We start from the raw sequence: 14,020 nt of genomic DNA on the forward strand, positions 1-14,020 counted from the left end.
TTGAAGTCAATTGAACAAAGGAGGCAACACTTTAATGCCGATCATCGAATTAGTGATTTTATTGGCATGTTTAGTGCTGCTGTCGAATGTGTTGAGCCACTATCTAGTCGCTATCCCGGTCAGTTTGATTCAAGTCGGGCTGGGTCTAGGAGTGGCTTTATTATTAAATGTACAAGTCAAGCTGCAAACGGACTGGTTTATGCTCGTTTTTATTGCGCCGATGCTGTACAACGATGGCAGACAGTTTCCCAAACAAGAGTTGTGGGAACTTCGCGGGGCGATCTTTGCCAACGCGATCGTGCTTGTATTTATTACCACCATATTAGGGGGCTTTTTGATTCACGTCCTCATTCCAACGATTCCATTAGCAGTCAGCATCGCGCTGGCTGCCATCCTCTCACCAACTGATCCAGTGGCGGTGCAATCGATTTCTGAAGGGGTAAAGTTACCCAAAGAAATCTTGCACTTAGTGAGTGGCGAAAGCCTGATCAATGATGCCAGTGGGTTGATTGGTTTTAAATATGCTTTAGCTGCGGCAGTGACCGGGAGCTTTGTCCTTGGTAGAGCCGTTGGTGATTTCTTTTACATTAGTTTAGTCGGCCTGGCCGTGGGGCTGGCGTTGATTACGATTATTCAGTTGATTCGCGATATTTTGCGACGTGAAGGGATCAATGACACGGTCTTTAACGTGGTCTTACAAATTCTGACCCCCTTTGCCATCTATTTTATCGCCGAAGAATGGTTCCACGCGTCAGGGGTTGTTGCGGTTGTTGCGGCCGGCGTGTTAGCACACGTTCAAGGTTCACATGAGGCCGAAGACGCGCCAGAATTGCGATTAGTGACGGAAAAAGTCTGGAATATCATTGTGTACTTGCTGAATGGGATTGTTTTCCTTATTTTGGGGATTGAACTACCCATTGCGACGAAGGCAACCATTGAAGGCAATCACACCAATACGTTGCATGCGATTTTTGATGTGCTGATTGTCTGGGGGATTCTACTCTTGATTCGGGTCGCTTGGACGTATGGTTACATGCTGATCAACTGGTTGCGAAATCATGAAAAAACCAAGCCAAGTTTACGAATTGCAACGTTGTCTGGCTTATCTGGTGTTCGTGGAGCGATTACCATGGCCGGGGTCTTCACGATTCCGACGGTGATTGCCAACGGTGATGCTTTCCCAGAACGCGCCTTAGTGCTCTTTATCGCGGCTGGTGTAATCATCGTGAGTTTAGTTTCGGCAGCTGGGATCTTACCGATTATGGCTGCCAAATCCTTGCCATTCATGACACGGGGTTCTAGCTTAGATGAAGATGGTGCGGTGATCGTGGACGATCCGGATGATGAGGGTGAGGACACGACCGCCATTGCGCCCCAGCAATTTACTTACAAACAAGCTCGGATTTATGTGTTACAACTTGCTGTTCAAAACATTGAAGAACATCGGCGTCCTGAGAATCAGCGTGCCGCTTATGATTTGATCTTGGATCAACAATTTCAAATTCGGCGATTAGAAGTGGCTTCACAGACGGCCGATGAACTCCAGCCAATGTTGACGGATGAGATGCAGCTACGGTTAGTTGCTTTGGCGGGTGAACGTCAGGCCGTCAAAGAGATGCTGGCGGCTGGTGAAACGTCAAAATTAGGGGCACAAGCCTATTTGCGGCGGATTGATCGCCGGGAACAACGGTTGTCACAAGCGGCACATAAGCCCGGTTTACCAACGCTAAGGTCATTACGCTTGATGTTTGCGCGTGGGATGCAAAGCTTGCGCGTGTGGTTAACACCGGTCGATAGCGATAAATTTCGCGCCGAACAGTTGGAGATTCAACGGGTGGCTTCCAAAGCGGCCATTAAGGCATTATCACGTTATTTGAAGCAAACGGGTGTCGATGAACAACAATTTGATCGACAAGCACTCTACCACTTAATCGTTCACTACCGTAACCGGATTGAGAGTGCTAAAGCGGATCATAGTTTGTCACGGGCCGATTATGAACGTCAACTGCAAACTTTGCGGATTAAAAGTCTAGGTGCCGAACGAGCGGGAGTACAACACTTATTAGAAAGTGGTCAAATCAGCTTACGAACGGCCTCCAAGCTCCGCCAATTCATTAACTATTCTGAAAATTTATTAATGTTGAATGACATTGAAGCAGATGACGATTAATAAATTATTTTATATTGCATTGTAATAGTTCTCGGTTATAATAATGTTAGAATAGTATTTATAGTGAATGATTAGAACTGGCAATTAGTTGTTAGTTCTGAAACGGGATTTTTAATGCTAGACCTAGCGGGGGGACGTAACATGACAGAAACAGAGATTCATGAACAATTCGTTGAAACTTATATGCACATTTTGAAGTATATCGGGGATTTCGTCTCGGTACCGACACGGCCATATAAGATCACTTTTGAGGCTTATATTGTGATGCGGATGATCGCCACGACTAAGGAACCATTAACGTTAGTCAAGATTGCGAATGCTCAACGTGTTTCGCGGAGCGCGATTGCGCGTCAAATCAATGTTTTGTTAGATTTAAAGTATATTGACCAAACGACCAACAAGAGTGATCGGCGGATCAAGTACTTATCACTGACCCCAGCTGGGTTGAAAGTTGAACAAGCCATTAGTACGGCTTCGGATGAACGTTTCCACCAGTGGTTACAGGTTTACGGTGAAAAACGCGCAGACGACACGCTCCGTTACATTACGGATGCTGAAAAGAAAGCGACTGAAATGGGTTTTAGTGGTTTTAGTGGCTTACATGACAAGCGCAGTGCGCATGCCAGTTACAGCGACCCTAAAGTGTTATAAGTAATTAGTCATCAAAATTGATCTACTCAAATAAAAAGACTATTGATCATCGTTTTTAAACGAAAATCAATAGTCTTTTTTAAGATTCTGAGTTGGAATTTTGACTGGGATTAAGGGTCGTCGTGAAACGCCAAGCGCCGTAGATCACAAGCTGTAAGGCCCAGATGATTAAGACGAAAGCTAACATTTTAGATGACCACATTTCGGCTAATTGTTCCAAAATATATTGTGGCGTAATCAGCAAGTAAATCGTGTGAAGTCGTAAGAAACGGCCCACGTACACGCCAATGCTGGCAAATAAGAATAAGACCATGCTAATCAAGGTTCGGCCGGCGAATAATTTTGTTAAATGTAATCGCCGCTGAATTTCTTGGGCAATCTGATCCACGCTGTAGGTCCCTAATATGATAGAGACCACTGTCGGTGTGACTAAGTAAGCAAAGTCGCGCCACATGCCCAAATCAAATTTAAGCAAGCCGTTGACCGCGTATGGTTTCAGTAGACTCAAATGAAATAGATCGGTTAATAAATAAGGCGCGTTCGGGTAGAATAGTAACCAAATAACCGCCAGCAACCAGAAGAAAATGGTTGAACGACGACTTGTGAGCCAAAAACTTAGTTCAATGGGGATATAAGCTAATAGGGTGTTCAACAATAGGAACGAAAAAGAATCATGAATGGTTAACGCCACGAAGCCCATAAATCCCCAATAAGCTAACCGGACGAGCCAACGTTGTAAACGGGTCATTTGATCACCACACTTTCACCATCATTTTAACAGAAATATTAGCGAAGCTATATTAATTAATCACAAGTTTAATACTAATGCAAAAAAATGCAGATTTTGGTCGCTTCGATTGCAAAAGGGGTCAACGCTAATGGTTCCCCGTGCTATAATGTGAAAGTAAATAATTTTCATAAGGAGGGGGATTATGAACTTCAACTGGAGCGATTTGTTGACGGTGACAAACTTTGTCCGGCTCCTTGACATACTAGTGGTCTGGTTTGTCATTTATGAATTGATTGTCCTATTGCAAGGGACCAAAGCGGTACAGCTGTTCCGCGGGATCGTTGTGATTGCAGTCGTTAAAATTTTGAGCGTGGTCATTGGTCTAGATACGGTTTCATGGATTATGGACCAAATCATTAACTGGGGAGTCATCGCCCTCGTGATCGTCTTTCAGCCAGAAATTCGGCGCGGCTTGGAACATTTGGGCCGTGGGTCGATTTTTGTGCGAGGCAAGCGTCAAAATGAAGACGAAGAACGGATGATTAACGAACTGGATAAAGCCATTCAATATATGGCCAAACGTCGAATCGGGGCGTTAATGTCCATCAAGATGGACACTGGTTTGGAAGATTACATTGAAACTGGGATCGCCCTTGATGCGGACATTACCGGTGAGCTCTTAATAAATATATTTATTCCAAATACGCCCTTGCATGATGGTGCGGTGATCATTCAAGATAATCAAATTAAGGTGGCGGCCGCTTACTTACCGCTATCTGAAAGTAATTTGATCCCGAAAGAATTAGGGACACGCCATCGGGCCGCTGTCGGGATCAGTGAAGTGACGGATGCCTTGACCATTGTGATCTCGGAAGAAACTGGCGAAGTCTCCATTACCAAAGATAATGAATTGATGCGCGGTATGACTCGTGAGAATTATTTGCGCTATTTCCGGCAAGTCTTATTAACACCGGAAGATGAAACGAAGCAAAACGCGATTCAAAATTGGTTCGTACACATCTTTGGAGGGGGGCAACGTAAGTGAAAAAATTCATGGATAGCGCCTGGTCAATGCGGTTATTGGCCTTGATTTGTGCACTGGCCTTATTTGCTTACGTTAGCTCGATGAAGACGAATAATACGTCCAGTCTGTTAACGAATAGCACGTCTAAAACCACGTTAACTTCCAACCGGAAAGTGACCATTACCGCGCCTTTGGAATTGAACGTGAATAGCACTAAATATTTTGTGACTGGTTACCCTGAAAACGTTAAAATTACGATTGAGGGTCCGGCGGCCTTAGTGACGACCACGGCCAATACACAGAATTTTAAAGTTTACGCGAACTTATCAGATCTATCGATTGGTCGTCATAGCGTCAAAGTTCAAGTCGATGGCTTGAATAAAGAATTAAGTTATACTTTAAATCAAAAATATATCCATGTTAATATTCAACAACGGCGGACCGCAACCTATAAGGTGAGTGCTGATTTCAATAAGAGCAACGTCGCATCCGGCTATGAGGTCGGTAGCGCGCGTTTAGGCACAGCTTCGGTTAAAGTTACCGGGGCGGTCAGCGAAGTTAGCAAGGTCGCCAAAGTCGTGGCAGTGGTTAACACCGAGAAAAACTTGAAAAAGTCGGTCAACCAGCAAGCGATGATTGAGGCTTTGGATGCCAATGGGCAAACGTTGAATGTCGTCTTAACGCCGTCAACGACGTCCGTCTATATTCCAATTACGGCGGCCACAACGAAGAAAGATGTCGCGGTGGATCTGAAAGCCAGTGGGAAGACGACGGCGGATACGAGTTATTCGTTTTCAACGGATACGAAGTCCGTCTCGGTCACTGGGACTAAGGCCGCGTTGGCTAAGCTGGATAAACTACCGGTGGATGTCGATGTGACGGATGTCAATGCGACCACGACAAAAACGGTGGACATTTCTGACACTGACGAAGATGGCATTTCGGCGGTGAGTCCAGCCACAATTAAAGTTAAAATTACAGTTAAAAATAACTGAAAATCTGAAATGAGGTAAAGAAACGATGAAATATTTTGGTACTGATGGTGTGCGTGGCATTGCAAACTCTGGGTTAACCCCTGAACTTGCTTTTCGTTTAGGTCGTGCTGGTGGGTATGTCTTAACGGAACATGCTGAAGATAAAGAAACCCAACCACGGGTCTTAGTTGCGCGCGATACGCGGATCTCTGGTCAAATGTTAGAAGAATCATTGATTGCTGGTTTATTATCCGCCGGGATTGAAGTGTTACGCTTAGGCGTGATCACGACGCCTGGGGTTGCTTACTTAGTTCGGATTCAAGATGCAGACGCTGGGGTCATGATTTCAGCTTCTCACAACCCGGTTGAAGATAATGGCATCAAGTTCTTTGGTGGTGACGGCTTCAAGTTATCCGATGCCAAAGAAGAAGAAATTGAAGCCTTACTTGAACAACCTAAGGATGACCTACCACGCCCAGCCGCAGAAGGCTTAGGGACGGTTGCTGATTTTCCAGAAGGTAACTTGAAGTATTCTCAATTCTTGGAACAAACGATTTCCGATGATTTAAGCGGCTTACATTTAGCCGTTGATGGCGCTAATGGCTCAACCAGCAATTTGGTCTCACGGATTTTTGCGGACTTAAATGTTGATTTTGACACGATGGCTACGTCACCAGATGGCTTGAATATTAACAAAGGCGTGGGTTCTACCCATCCAGAGGCTTTATCCAAGTTTGTCGTTGAAAAGGGTGCCCAAGTTGGGTTAGCCTTTGATGGGGATGGCGACCGGTGTATTGCCGTTGATGAATTGGGCAATATCATTGATGGTGACAAGATCATGTATATTTGTGGTAAATTCTTGGCAGAACGTGGCAAGCTTAAAAAGGATACCGTAGTCACGACCGTTATGAGTAACCTTGGTCTATATAAGGCCCTGGAAGCAGCCGGCCTCCACAGTGAACAAACCAAAGTTGGTGACCGTTACGTTGTTGAAGAAATGCTCAAAGATGGCTTCAACTTAGGTGGCGAACAATCTGGTCACGTGGTCTTCTTAGACTTCAATACGACTGGTGATGGGATGTTAACTGGGATTCAATTACTACATGTCATGAAAGAAACTGGTAAGAAGCTGTCTGAATTAGCTGCGGAAGTCACCACTTATCCACAAAAGTTAGTGAACGTTAAAGTTCAAGACAAGCAAGCGGCCTTAGACAACGAACAAATCAAGGCCGTGATCGGTGAAGTTGAAACTGAAATGGCTGGCGATGGTCGGGTGTTAGTTCGTCCTTCAGGAACGCAAGACTTACTCCGGGTCATGGCAGAAGCCAAGACCGACGAATTGGTCAATGCATACGTTGATCGAATCGTGGATGTGGTGCGTAATGAAGTTGGCGTAACTGAATAAGTATTTATTAATCAAAATGAGCTTGGGACAAACTCACTCGAATCTCGTTTTTGAGGCTGAACAAATCAAATGTAGATTCAGCTGCTCAGATTGAGTAGTTTTTCGTTAATCTAGACAAACTTATACCTTGGTCTTACAGAGAAAATTAATACCTGCAGTAAAGTTGCTTGTCCCTTATGCTTTGCTTCAAAATCTGATAAAATTTGTTCCATGGAAGACCGCTTCTCTCTATTGATGTGTGGTAACTCAATTAGAGATGAAGGGGTCTTCTTTGTCAACCAATCTTTCTACTGAGAGAAATTTCACACTAACAGAGTGACGTGATGATATTAGATGATTTTTTGTTAATAAGAAATCAGAAAAACTCTCTGATTTCTTATTAATCTGACATTTTATTCGAATCAATAGCATGTAACCACAAAAACAAAGTTACACCTAGCATTAACAAAATAATTGCAGTTCCAGAGTAAATCACTTGATACCGAACATGATCAAACAAAAACGTATAAACTAAAACCCCAATTGGATTTAAAATTTGAGATAAGGTCAACATTACGGTTGTTAGATGTCCTAGCAAATTATATGGCGCTTCAGTTTGAAAATATGCAAATAATGGGGGATCACCCAAAGCGTTTAACAAACCTAAACAAAAATTGACGCAGGAAAAAATGACTAACAACGGAAAAATAGCAGTTTGAATCAATACTCCAGTAAAAACCATTACTAGTCCAAATAGTGTGTACACCCAAAAAGCAAATCTAAATATATTTTTTAACATCACAAACGTTATAATCATTCCACCTAGCACAACACCAACAGAAGTGAAAGATTGAATTGTTCCTGAAATTGTAGCACTTTTATGTAGCTGATGCATTACTACATAAGGTCCTCCGATTTGAAACGCAACATATGCAACGTTTAATAAACTAGCTAGTATCACCAAAAAAAGTAGTCTGTGTTCTCGCAGTAAGTATTCCCAAACTGACCTAAAAGTAACTTTTTCATCAGATATTACAGAGTTAACTTTATTTTCCACCGAAAATGCATTGAAATCTGTTCTGTGCGTCAACCACAGCGTAACTAATTCTGTAATAATCTGAATTAATAAAATGTACTTCAAGGGAAACAACCCAAAAAGTACACCTGCGAGCGGTGGCGCCAAAATACCCGCTGTTGAATTGCCAACGCTTTGAACCGCGTTCAACCGTTGCACTAATTTCGAGGGTACGATTCCCTTAACAGAAGCCATATAGGATAGAGAAAAAAAACGCCCAGCAATATTCATAAAGATACTCACAATTACAGCAGATGCCAACAATCCATATTTACCATTTGTTAAGATCACGTACCCCTCAAAACCCAACAAGCTGATAATTGTTAGGATAGTCCCTAATATTGTGGTCTTCTTATGACTCCAGCTATCAATTAAATTCGCAATCCATGGAGCCGTTACTAGACTGACAATTGGTCCAATAAATATTGAAAGTCCGAAACTAAGTGCAGATCCGGTTTGGGCTAAAAGGTAATAACCAAGCGTATACGAGAACAGTTGTGCACCTAAAGCATTGATAATTGTGCTTGCTCCTGAGCGAATCAACTGGTGCTCGGCTAACGACAACTTCATAACACCACTCCTTTCAAAACAACACGTTTGTATTTTAATCATTTTGTAATTATTTTCTGTATACAAATACTACCACGTGGGGGTTCTGCTTTCAACATGAGGTTAATTGTTGTAATTGATTACAAAAAAATTAGATTTCTTCTTGAATTATTATTTAATGTGGTGTTTAATATAGTCATTCCAAGGGAAAGGAGATTTTATTATGAGCGAAGTAACTAGCGTTAAAGTCGATAATACTTCAATGATTGATGCTAACTCCATTTCAAAAGAGAATGAAGTCGCTAAGAAAATGTGGATCAATTTTGAAGCAGACTATAAAACACGCATCCATGATTTAATTGACAAAAAAGATGCATAAATCATTGGATCGCCTGCTACAACAGAAAAGCTTATTTCATTATTTGATTGCTATTCGAATGTATAGCAACACAAAAAAAGATTGGCCCTGCTCAACTAATTTAAATGAACCTCCTGAGTTGGAACACTTTCTACTCAGGAGGTTCATTTGGCATCGATTATTCCCCCAAAAAATATTTTTAATATCCAGCCCGTTTTATTCATAGAATCGATGTTAATCGCAAAACTTCAAAAACGAGATCCGAATGAGCCTTCAAAATTCCGAGCTCATTTTTTGTTAGAAAATTTAAATTGAGTTTGCCATGTTCCGGTTCAACTGGAGCAACAAGTCACAGGCAAGCGTAATTTAGTAAGGTTAGTCGTTTAACCAAGTAACATAAGTGTCGGAATCAGACGCGTTGATGAGGAGTGCCTACAATTAAGTTATGGCAAAGAATTTAACCGTTTTTAGTGTTTGGTTGACGTTGAGCTGTCGAAAGTCGTTGTCACTTTAGCTTGGGTTGGCATTTTCCTGAGAAATATGCGACATGTTTATTAATATGAACAAAAAAATCATTATTTAGTCAAAAGGGTGCTAGTTGATTGATAGACTTACATTCTTGATTGGTATAGTTGTTAATTAACGTGTATACCAATATAAAATATTGTTGACTTTTTGTGATTGTAACGTTAAAGTAATACTGTTTCTAGGAAATATACCAATCAGAGGTGAAAAGCAACTAATTCTTAATTGGTTAAAGCGGAATAGCGCCAGGGCTTTAGATTCTAAAGTTGACGAGGATGACATTTATCGACAATCGACGGGTGATGTCAGGGACTGCACTCTACAGGTCAATTACAAAAACTAGTTGTGAGACTAGTGACAGATAGGTTGACCAAGCAGCTAGAAACAATTCAAACAGTAAAGGAAGATAAATTTATGTGTGGAATTGTTGGAGTTACCGGTAAAGATAATGCCGTATCGATTTTGTTAAATGGTTTACAGAGATTGGAATACCGTGGGTACGATTCAGCGGGTATTTATGTTAATGATCAGAATGGTAAAGACTATTTGGTCAAAGAAAAAGGTCGGATCGACGACTTGCGTAAAGAAGTTGCCGCAACCCCTAATGTGCATGGAACCACTGGGATTGGGCATACGCGTTGGGCGACTCATGGTGAACCAAGTGTGGCCAATGCGCATCCACAAGTTTCCGAAGATGGCCGTTTCTATTTGGTTCATAACGGTGTGATTGAAAACTTCCAAGACTTAAAATCAAACTATTTGAGTGATGTCACTTTCACGTCACAAACAGATACCGAAGTCATTGTTCAATTGGTTGACCGGTTTGTGACAAAGGAAGGTATGGCAACTTTGGCTGCTTTCCGGAAAACGTTGAGTTTACTGGGCCATTCATCCTATGGTTTCTTGTTGATGGATAAAGAAGATCCAGATACGTTGTATGTCGCTAAAAATAAGAGTCCTTTACTTATTGGTGTCGGCGATGGTTTTAACGTGGTCTGCTCAGACAGTTTAGCAATGCTCGACCAAACAAAAGATTTCTTGGAATTACATGATGGTGAAATCGTGGTTGTTAAACCAGATGAAATCAAGATTACTGACCAAGCTGGCGACGCTGTTCACCGCGAGACCTTCCACGTGGACATTGATGCAACGCAAGCTGACAAGGGGACTTATCCTTTCTATATGTTAAAAGAAATCGATGAACAACCTAACGTGATGCGGAAGTTGTCACAAGTTTATTTGAATGATGATGGCGCGCCAGTGATCAACGCGGATTTACTTGCAGCAATTAAAGAAGCTGACCGGTTATACATTGTGGCTGCCGGGACGAGTTATCACGCTGGTTTAGTTGGGGCTAAGTTGTTTGAATCCTTAGCCGGTGTGCCAACCGAAGTGCATGTTTCATCCGAGTTTGCTTATAACCAACCATTGTTGTCGAAGAAACCATTCTTCATCTTCTTGACACAATCTGGTGAAACGGCCGACAGTCGTGAAGTCTTGTTGAATGTGAATGAACAAAAATTCCCAAGCTTGACGATTACCAACGTGCCAAACTCCACGTTATCGCGTGAAGCAACCTATACGTTATTGTTACATGCTGGTCCTGAAATTGCCGTGGCTTCAACCAAAGCTTATACAGCTCAAATTGCCTTACAAGCTATTTTGGCTAAAGCGTTAGGCGAAGCCGACAATCAAACACCTGCCAAGAACTTTGATGTGAAGCAACAATTGGCTTTAGTGGCTAATGGGATGCAAGCTTTGGTCGATGAAAAGTCGACTTTTGAAAAATTAGCTCAGAGTGCTTTGTTGCACACCCCCAATGCCTTTTGCATTGGTCGGGGCTTAGACTACGCGGTTTCATTGGAAACAGCCTTGAAGTTGAAAGAAATTTCATATGTGCAAGCAGAAGGATTTGCTTCCGGCGAATTAAAGCATGGGACGATTGCGTTGATCGAAAAGGATACGCCAGTTATTGGGATTATCACCCAACAAAAGACGGCCAGCTTAACACGTTCCAACTTACAAGAAGTCGCTGCGCGGGGCGCTAAAACGATTACGATCGTGACGGATGCCTTAGCTAAGCCAGAAGATACCATTGTCTTGCCAACGGTTGACGAACGTATGACGGCCTTACTCAGCGTGGTACCTGGTCAATTATTGGCTTACTACACCAGTTTGAATAAGGGCTTAGATGTTGATAAGCCTCGGAACTTGGCCAAGAGTGTAACGGTTGAATAATTATTAAATGAAAACAATTCTGTAGCTTGTGGGAAGCTGCGACTAAGTGTCAGCGCATTAAGTTGTGTTGGCGCTTTTTTAGTGCGTATAATGAATCAAGATAAAAAGATTAGGAAGTGGACTAAGTGTCAATTAAATTAATTGCGACCGACTTGAATGGGACGCTCTTACATGGTGATCAAACGTACAATCAAGCGTGGTTACAACAAACGCTGACGGCGCTAAAAGCCCGCGGAATTCGCTTGGTCTTGTCTTCTGGCAATCAATACGCGCATTTAAAACAATTGTTTGCTGGCATCACGGCTGACAACTTAGTGATGGTCGCGGAAAATGGGGCTTCGATTTATGTCAATGATGAACAGCTCTATGATGGCAGTTTATCCGCAACGGAGCTTGAGCAGTTCGTTACGGTCGACCGACAGCAAGCGCCGTTGAAATCAGCCTATCTGATTATGGTGGGTGAACACGGCTCGTACACCGAGGCTGGTGCGCCAGCAGCTTTGATTGCGGCTGCCGAAAAATTCTATGATAATTTGCAACAAGTGGCCGATTTTTGTGTCGTTAAAGACAAAATCAAAAAAATCAGTGTCGCCACTAATCCGGACCACGCCGCACAAAAGGTGGCGGCTTTAAACGCGCATTTTGCTGGTCGACTGTTGGCGCATGATAGTGGTTATGGCGTGATTGACCTAGTGACTGCGGGTGTCGGCAAGCTACCGGCAGTTCAGTGGTTAATGGCGCGTTGGCACTTATCTGCCGATCAACTCTTGGCATTTGGTGATGGTGATAATGATAAGCCATTATTGCAGTTTGCTGGGCAAGGCGTTGCAATGAAAAATGCGGCTGCCAGTGTGCGTCAGGTGGCGACAAGTGTCACTGAACTCGATAATGAACATGATGGCGTGTTAGCGACGATTGAGAAGTTAGTACTGTAAGATCGTGTTCCTGGCCCTAAATGCGTACTGATCACGATAAATTAAAAGACGCTTGACCATCTTCCCAAATTCGAAGGATGGTCAAGCGTCTTTTTTTAGGCAGTCAAAGGATGGTTCTAAACATCGTAAATATTGGAAAATTGATAGGCTGTTTGGTAAGTGACGGGGATATTTGGTTCAATAATGATGTTACCAAATTCTTTGTGGTGAATGGCATCAGGTAATAGCTGTGGCTGTAAGGACAGCCCAAGCTGTGAACGCATTGGTTTGCCACCGTTGAGGCGATAGCGGTCGTCACGGTAGTTGGTTGCACTGGAGACGACGATTGCTTTGGCATTGGTACGGAGGGTGACCTTACGACCACTGACGCGATCCAGCAATTCTACTTGTGGGTAAGGCGTCTCGTTTAATACAAAGCCGTGATGCAGTCCACCTTTGATGGTTGCAATCTGTGGGCCAATTTCGGTTCGGTCACGAAAGTCAAACGGTGTTCCGGTTACCCAGGGCAATTTACCGGTCGGAATGCCGTGTTTATTTAGCGCACAGTATTCATCGGCATTGATTTTTAAAATCTGGTGATCAATTAAGCGGTCAGCGTTGCCACTGAGATTGAAATAGGCATGGTTGGTCGGATTGAAGAGGGTCGCCTTATCGCTTTTACCGGTATAACTAATGGTAAATTTACCATTGTTATCTAAGATGAAATCAGCGGTGATCGTCATCGTACCTGGGAAACCGTTTTCACCATCGAGCGTAATATATTGCATGACTAAACCAACTTGGTCAGAGGTATGTAATTTACGTTCGAGAAACCAAGGCTCAAAAGCAATCTGTGGCATGTTACCACCGTTTAAATTATGTTCGCCAAAATTTTGAGTCAAGTCGTAACCACGCCACCGAGCATTTTTCAACACGCCAGCGACTCGTGCAATTGTTGCGCCAAAAAACGATTGATACGTAATATAATCCTCGCCATTGTCAAAACCTAAAATAACATTAGCGAACTCACCGTCTTTATCATGAGTTTTAATCGCGGTGACGGTTGCCCCCCAGTCCATGATCGTGACGCTCATGTGATGATTGTTCACTAATGTATAATAATTTATCCCGTTGGCTTGATGCTCAATGATCTTCATAGATTCCACTCTCCAATGCATGCCTGACATTTATTCTGTTACCATTAGTATATTTCATTATTCCTTGGAATGCGAACGATTGCCTAGCTGAGTCAGAACTAATTTGTGGCTATTCTCACAAATTAATCAAATCAAGCGGTTGAAGCTGAATATTGCACAGAGTTGTGTGTAGTGATGCGAGGATAATGGTCATTTGGAGGCAATGAAAAAAATTTAATGACATCAAGTTAAAATACATAACCCATTCAAAAATGAAAGTGTTAAACTAAAA

Annotated in this window: 11 protein-coding genes; 8 read left to right on the forward strand and 3 right to left on the reverse strand. The window is 42.7% G+C overall.

Going from position 1 to position 14,020, the window contains the following annotated elements; all coding sequences use genetic code 11:
• The first annotated feature begins 34 nt into the window (after positions 1 to 34).
• Positions 35 to 2,170, forward strand: a complete 2,136-nt coding sequence (locus RA086_RS03165; protein ID WP_308702462.1) for a cation:proton antiporter — start codon at positions 35 to 37, stop codon at positions 2,168 to 2,170.
• A 141-nt stretch (positions 2,171 to 2,311) separates the two neighbouring features.
• Positions 2,312 to 2,821 carry a MarR family winged helix-turn-helix transcriptional regulator gene (locus tag RA086_RS03170; RefSeq protein WP_308702463.1) on the forward strand — a complete coding sequence of 170 codons (510 nt, stop codon included), beginning with the start codon at positions 2,312 to 2,314 and terminating at the stop codon, positions 2,819 to 2,821.
• A 79-nt stretch (positions 2,822 to 2,900) separates the two neighbouring features.
• On the opposite strand, the gene RA086_RS03175 is transcribed toward RA086_RS03170, so the two are convergent.
• Positions 2,901 to 3,569, reverse strand: a complete 669-nt coding sequence (locus RA086_RS03175; RefSeq protein ID WP_308702464.1) for a DUF1361 domain-containing protein — start codon at positions 3,567 to 3,569, stop codon at positions 2,901 to 2,903.
• 184 nt (positions 3,570 to 3,753) lie between these two features.
• On the opposite strand from RA086_RS03175, the gene cdaA reads away from it, so the two are divergent.
• Genes cdaA through glmM form a run of 3 tightly spaced genes read left to right on the forward strand, consistent with a single transcriptional unit; the run spans position 3,754 to position 6,954 of the window.
• Entirely contained in the window at positions 3,754 to 4,596 is an 843-nt protein-coding gene (gene cdaA / locus RA086_RS03180; protein WP_308702465.1) for a diadenylate cyclase CdaA, read from the forward strand.
• A complete protein-coding gene (locus RA086_RS03185; protein WP_308702466.1) occupies positions 4,593 to 5,570 on the forward strand; it encodes a CdaR family protein in 978 nt (325 codons plus the stop codon). Before cdaA ends, RA086_RS03185 begins: the two co-directional genes overlap by 4 nt.
• A gap of 25 nt (positions 5,571 to 5,595) precedes the next feature.
• Positions 5,596 to 6,954 carry a phosphoglucosamine mutase gene (gene glmM / locus RA086_RS03190; RefSeq protein WP_308702467.1) on the forward strand — a complete coding sequence of 453 codons (1,359 nt, stop codon included), beginning with the start codon at positions 5,596 to 5,598 and terminating at the stop codon, positions 6,952 to 6,954.
• A gap of 379 nt (positions 6,955 to 7,333) precedes the next feature.
• Here the strand turns inward: glmM and RA086_RS03195 are convergent, their stop codons facing one another.
• On the reverse strand, positions 7,334 to 8,578 hold the full coding sequence (locus RA086_RS03195; protein WP_308702468.1) for an MFS transporter: 1,245 nt from the start codon (positions 8,576 to 8,578) through the stop codon (positions 7,334 to 7,336).
• A gap of 202 nt (positions 8,579 to 8,780) precedes the next feature.
• Here RA086_RS03195 and RA086_RS03200 point away from each other — a divergent pair, with 202 nt between their 5' ends.
• The 3 genes from RA086_RS03200 (at position 8,781) to RA086_RS03210 (ending at position 12,613) form a co-directional block, all read left to right on the forward strand.
• A complete protein-coding gene (locus RA086_RS03200; RefSeq protein WP_308702469.1) occupies positions 8,781 to 8,936 on the forward strand; it encodes a hypothetical protein in 156 nt (51 codons plus the stop codon).
• A gap of 918 nt (positions 8,937 to 9,854) precedes the next feature.
• On the forward strand, positions 9,855 to 11,678 hold the full coding sequence (gene glmS, locus RA086_RS03205; protein WP_308702470.1) for a glutamine--fructose-6-phosphate transaminase (isomerizing): 1,824 nt from the start codon (positions 9,855 to 9,857) through the stop codon (positions 11,676 to 11,678).
• A 125-nt stretch (positions 11,679 to 11,803) separates the two neighbouring features.
• Complete coding sequence (locus RA086_RS03210; RefSeq protein WP_308702471.1) at positions 11,804 to 12,613, forward strand: Cof-type HAD-IIB family hydrolase; 810 nt, start codon at positions 11,804 to 11,806, stop codon at positions 12,611 to 12,613.
• A 116-nt stretch (positions 12,614 to 12,729) separates the two neighbouring features.
• Here RA086_RS03210 and RA086_RS03215 read toward each other — a convergent pair whose 3' ends face one another.
• A complete protein-coding gene (locus tag RA086_RS03215) occupies positions 12,730 to 13,749 on the reverse strand; it encodes an aldose epimerase family protein (RefSeq protein ID WP_308702472.1) in 1,020 nt (339 codons plus the stop codon).
• Between the last annotated feature and the right edge of the window lie 271 nt (positions 13,750 to 14,020).

It is taken from the genome of Lactiplantibacillus brownii, from assembly GCF_031085375.1.
GTDB lineage: Bacteria > Bacillota > Bacilli > Lactobacillales > Lactobacillaceae > Lactiplantibacillus > Lactiplantibacillus brownii.

Excerpts from the sequence above, each read along its gene's own strand:
- RA086_RS03165 (WP_308702462.1), top strand. The coding sequence starts at position 35 with ATGCCGATCATCGAATTAGTGATTTTATTGGCATGTTTAGTGCTGCTG.
- RA086_RS03170 (WP_308702463.1), top strand. The coding sequence starts at position 2,312 with ATGACAGAAACAGAGATTCATGAACAATTCGTTGAAACTTATATGCAC.
- RA086_RS03175 (WP_308702464.1), bottom strand. The coding sequence starts at position 3,569 with ATGACCCGTTTACAACGTTGGCTCGTCCGGTTAGCTTATTGGGGATTT.
- cdaA (WP_308702465.1), top strand. The coding sequence starts at position 3,754 with ATGAACTTCAACTGGAGCGATTTGTTGACGGTGACAAACTTTGTCCGG.
- glmM (WP_308702467.1), top strand. The coding sequence starts at position 5,596 with ATGAAATATTTTGGTACTGATGGTGTGCGTGGCATTGCAAACTCTGGG.
- RA086_RS03195 (WP_308702468.1), bottom strand. The coding sequence starts at position 8,578 with ATGAAGTTGTCGTTAGCCGAGCACCAGTTGATTCGCTCAGGAGCAAGC.
- RA086_RS03200 (WP_308702469.1), top strand. The coding sequence starts at position 8,781 with ATGAGCGAAGTAACTAGCGTTAAAGTCGATAATACTTCAATGATTGAT.
- glmS (WP_308702470.1), top strand. The coding sequence starts at position 9,855 with ATGTGTGGAATTGTTGGAGTTACCGGTAAAGATAATGCCGTATCGATT.
- RA086_RS03215 (WP_308702472.1), bottom strand. The coding sequence starts at position 13,749 with ATGAAGATCATTGAGCATCAAGCCAACGGGATAAATTATTATACATTA.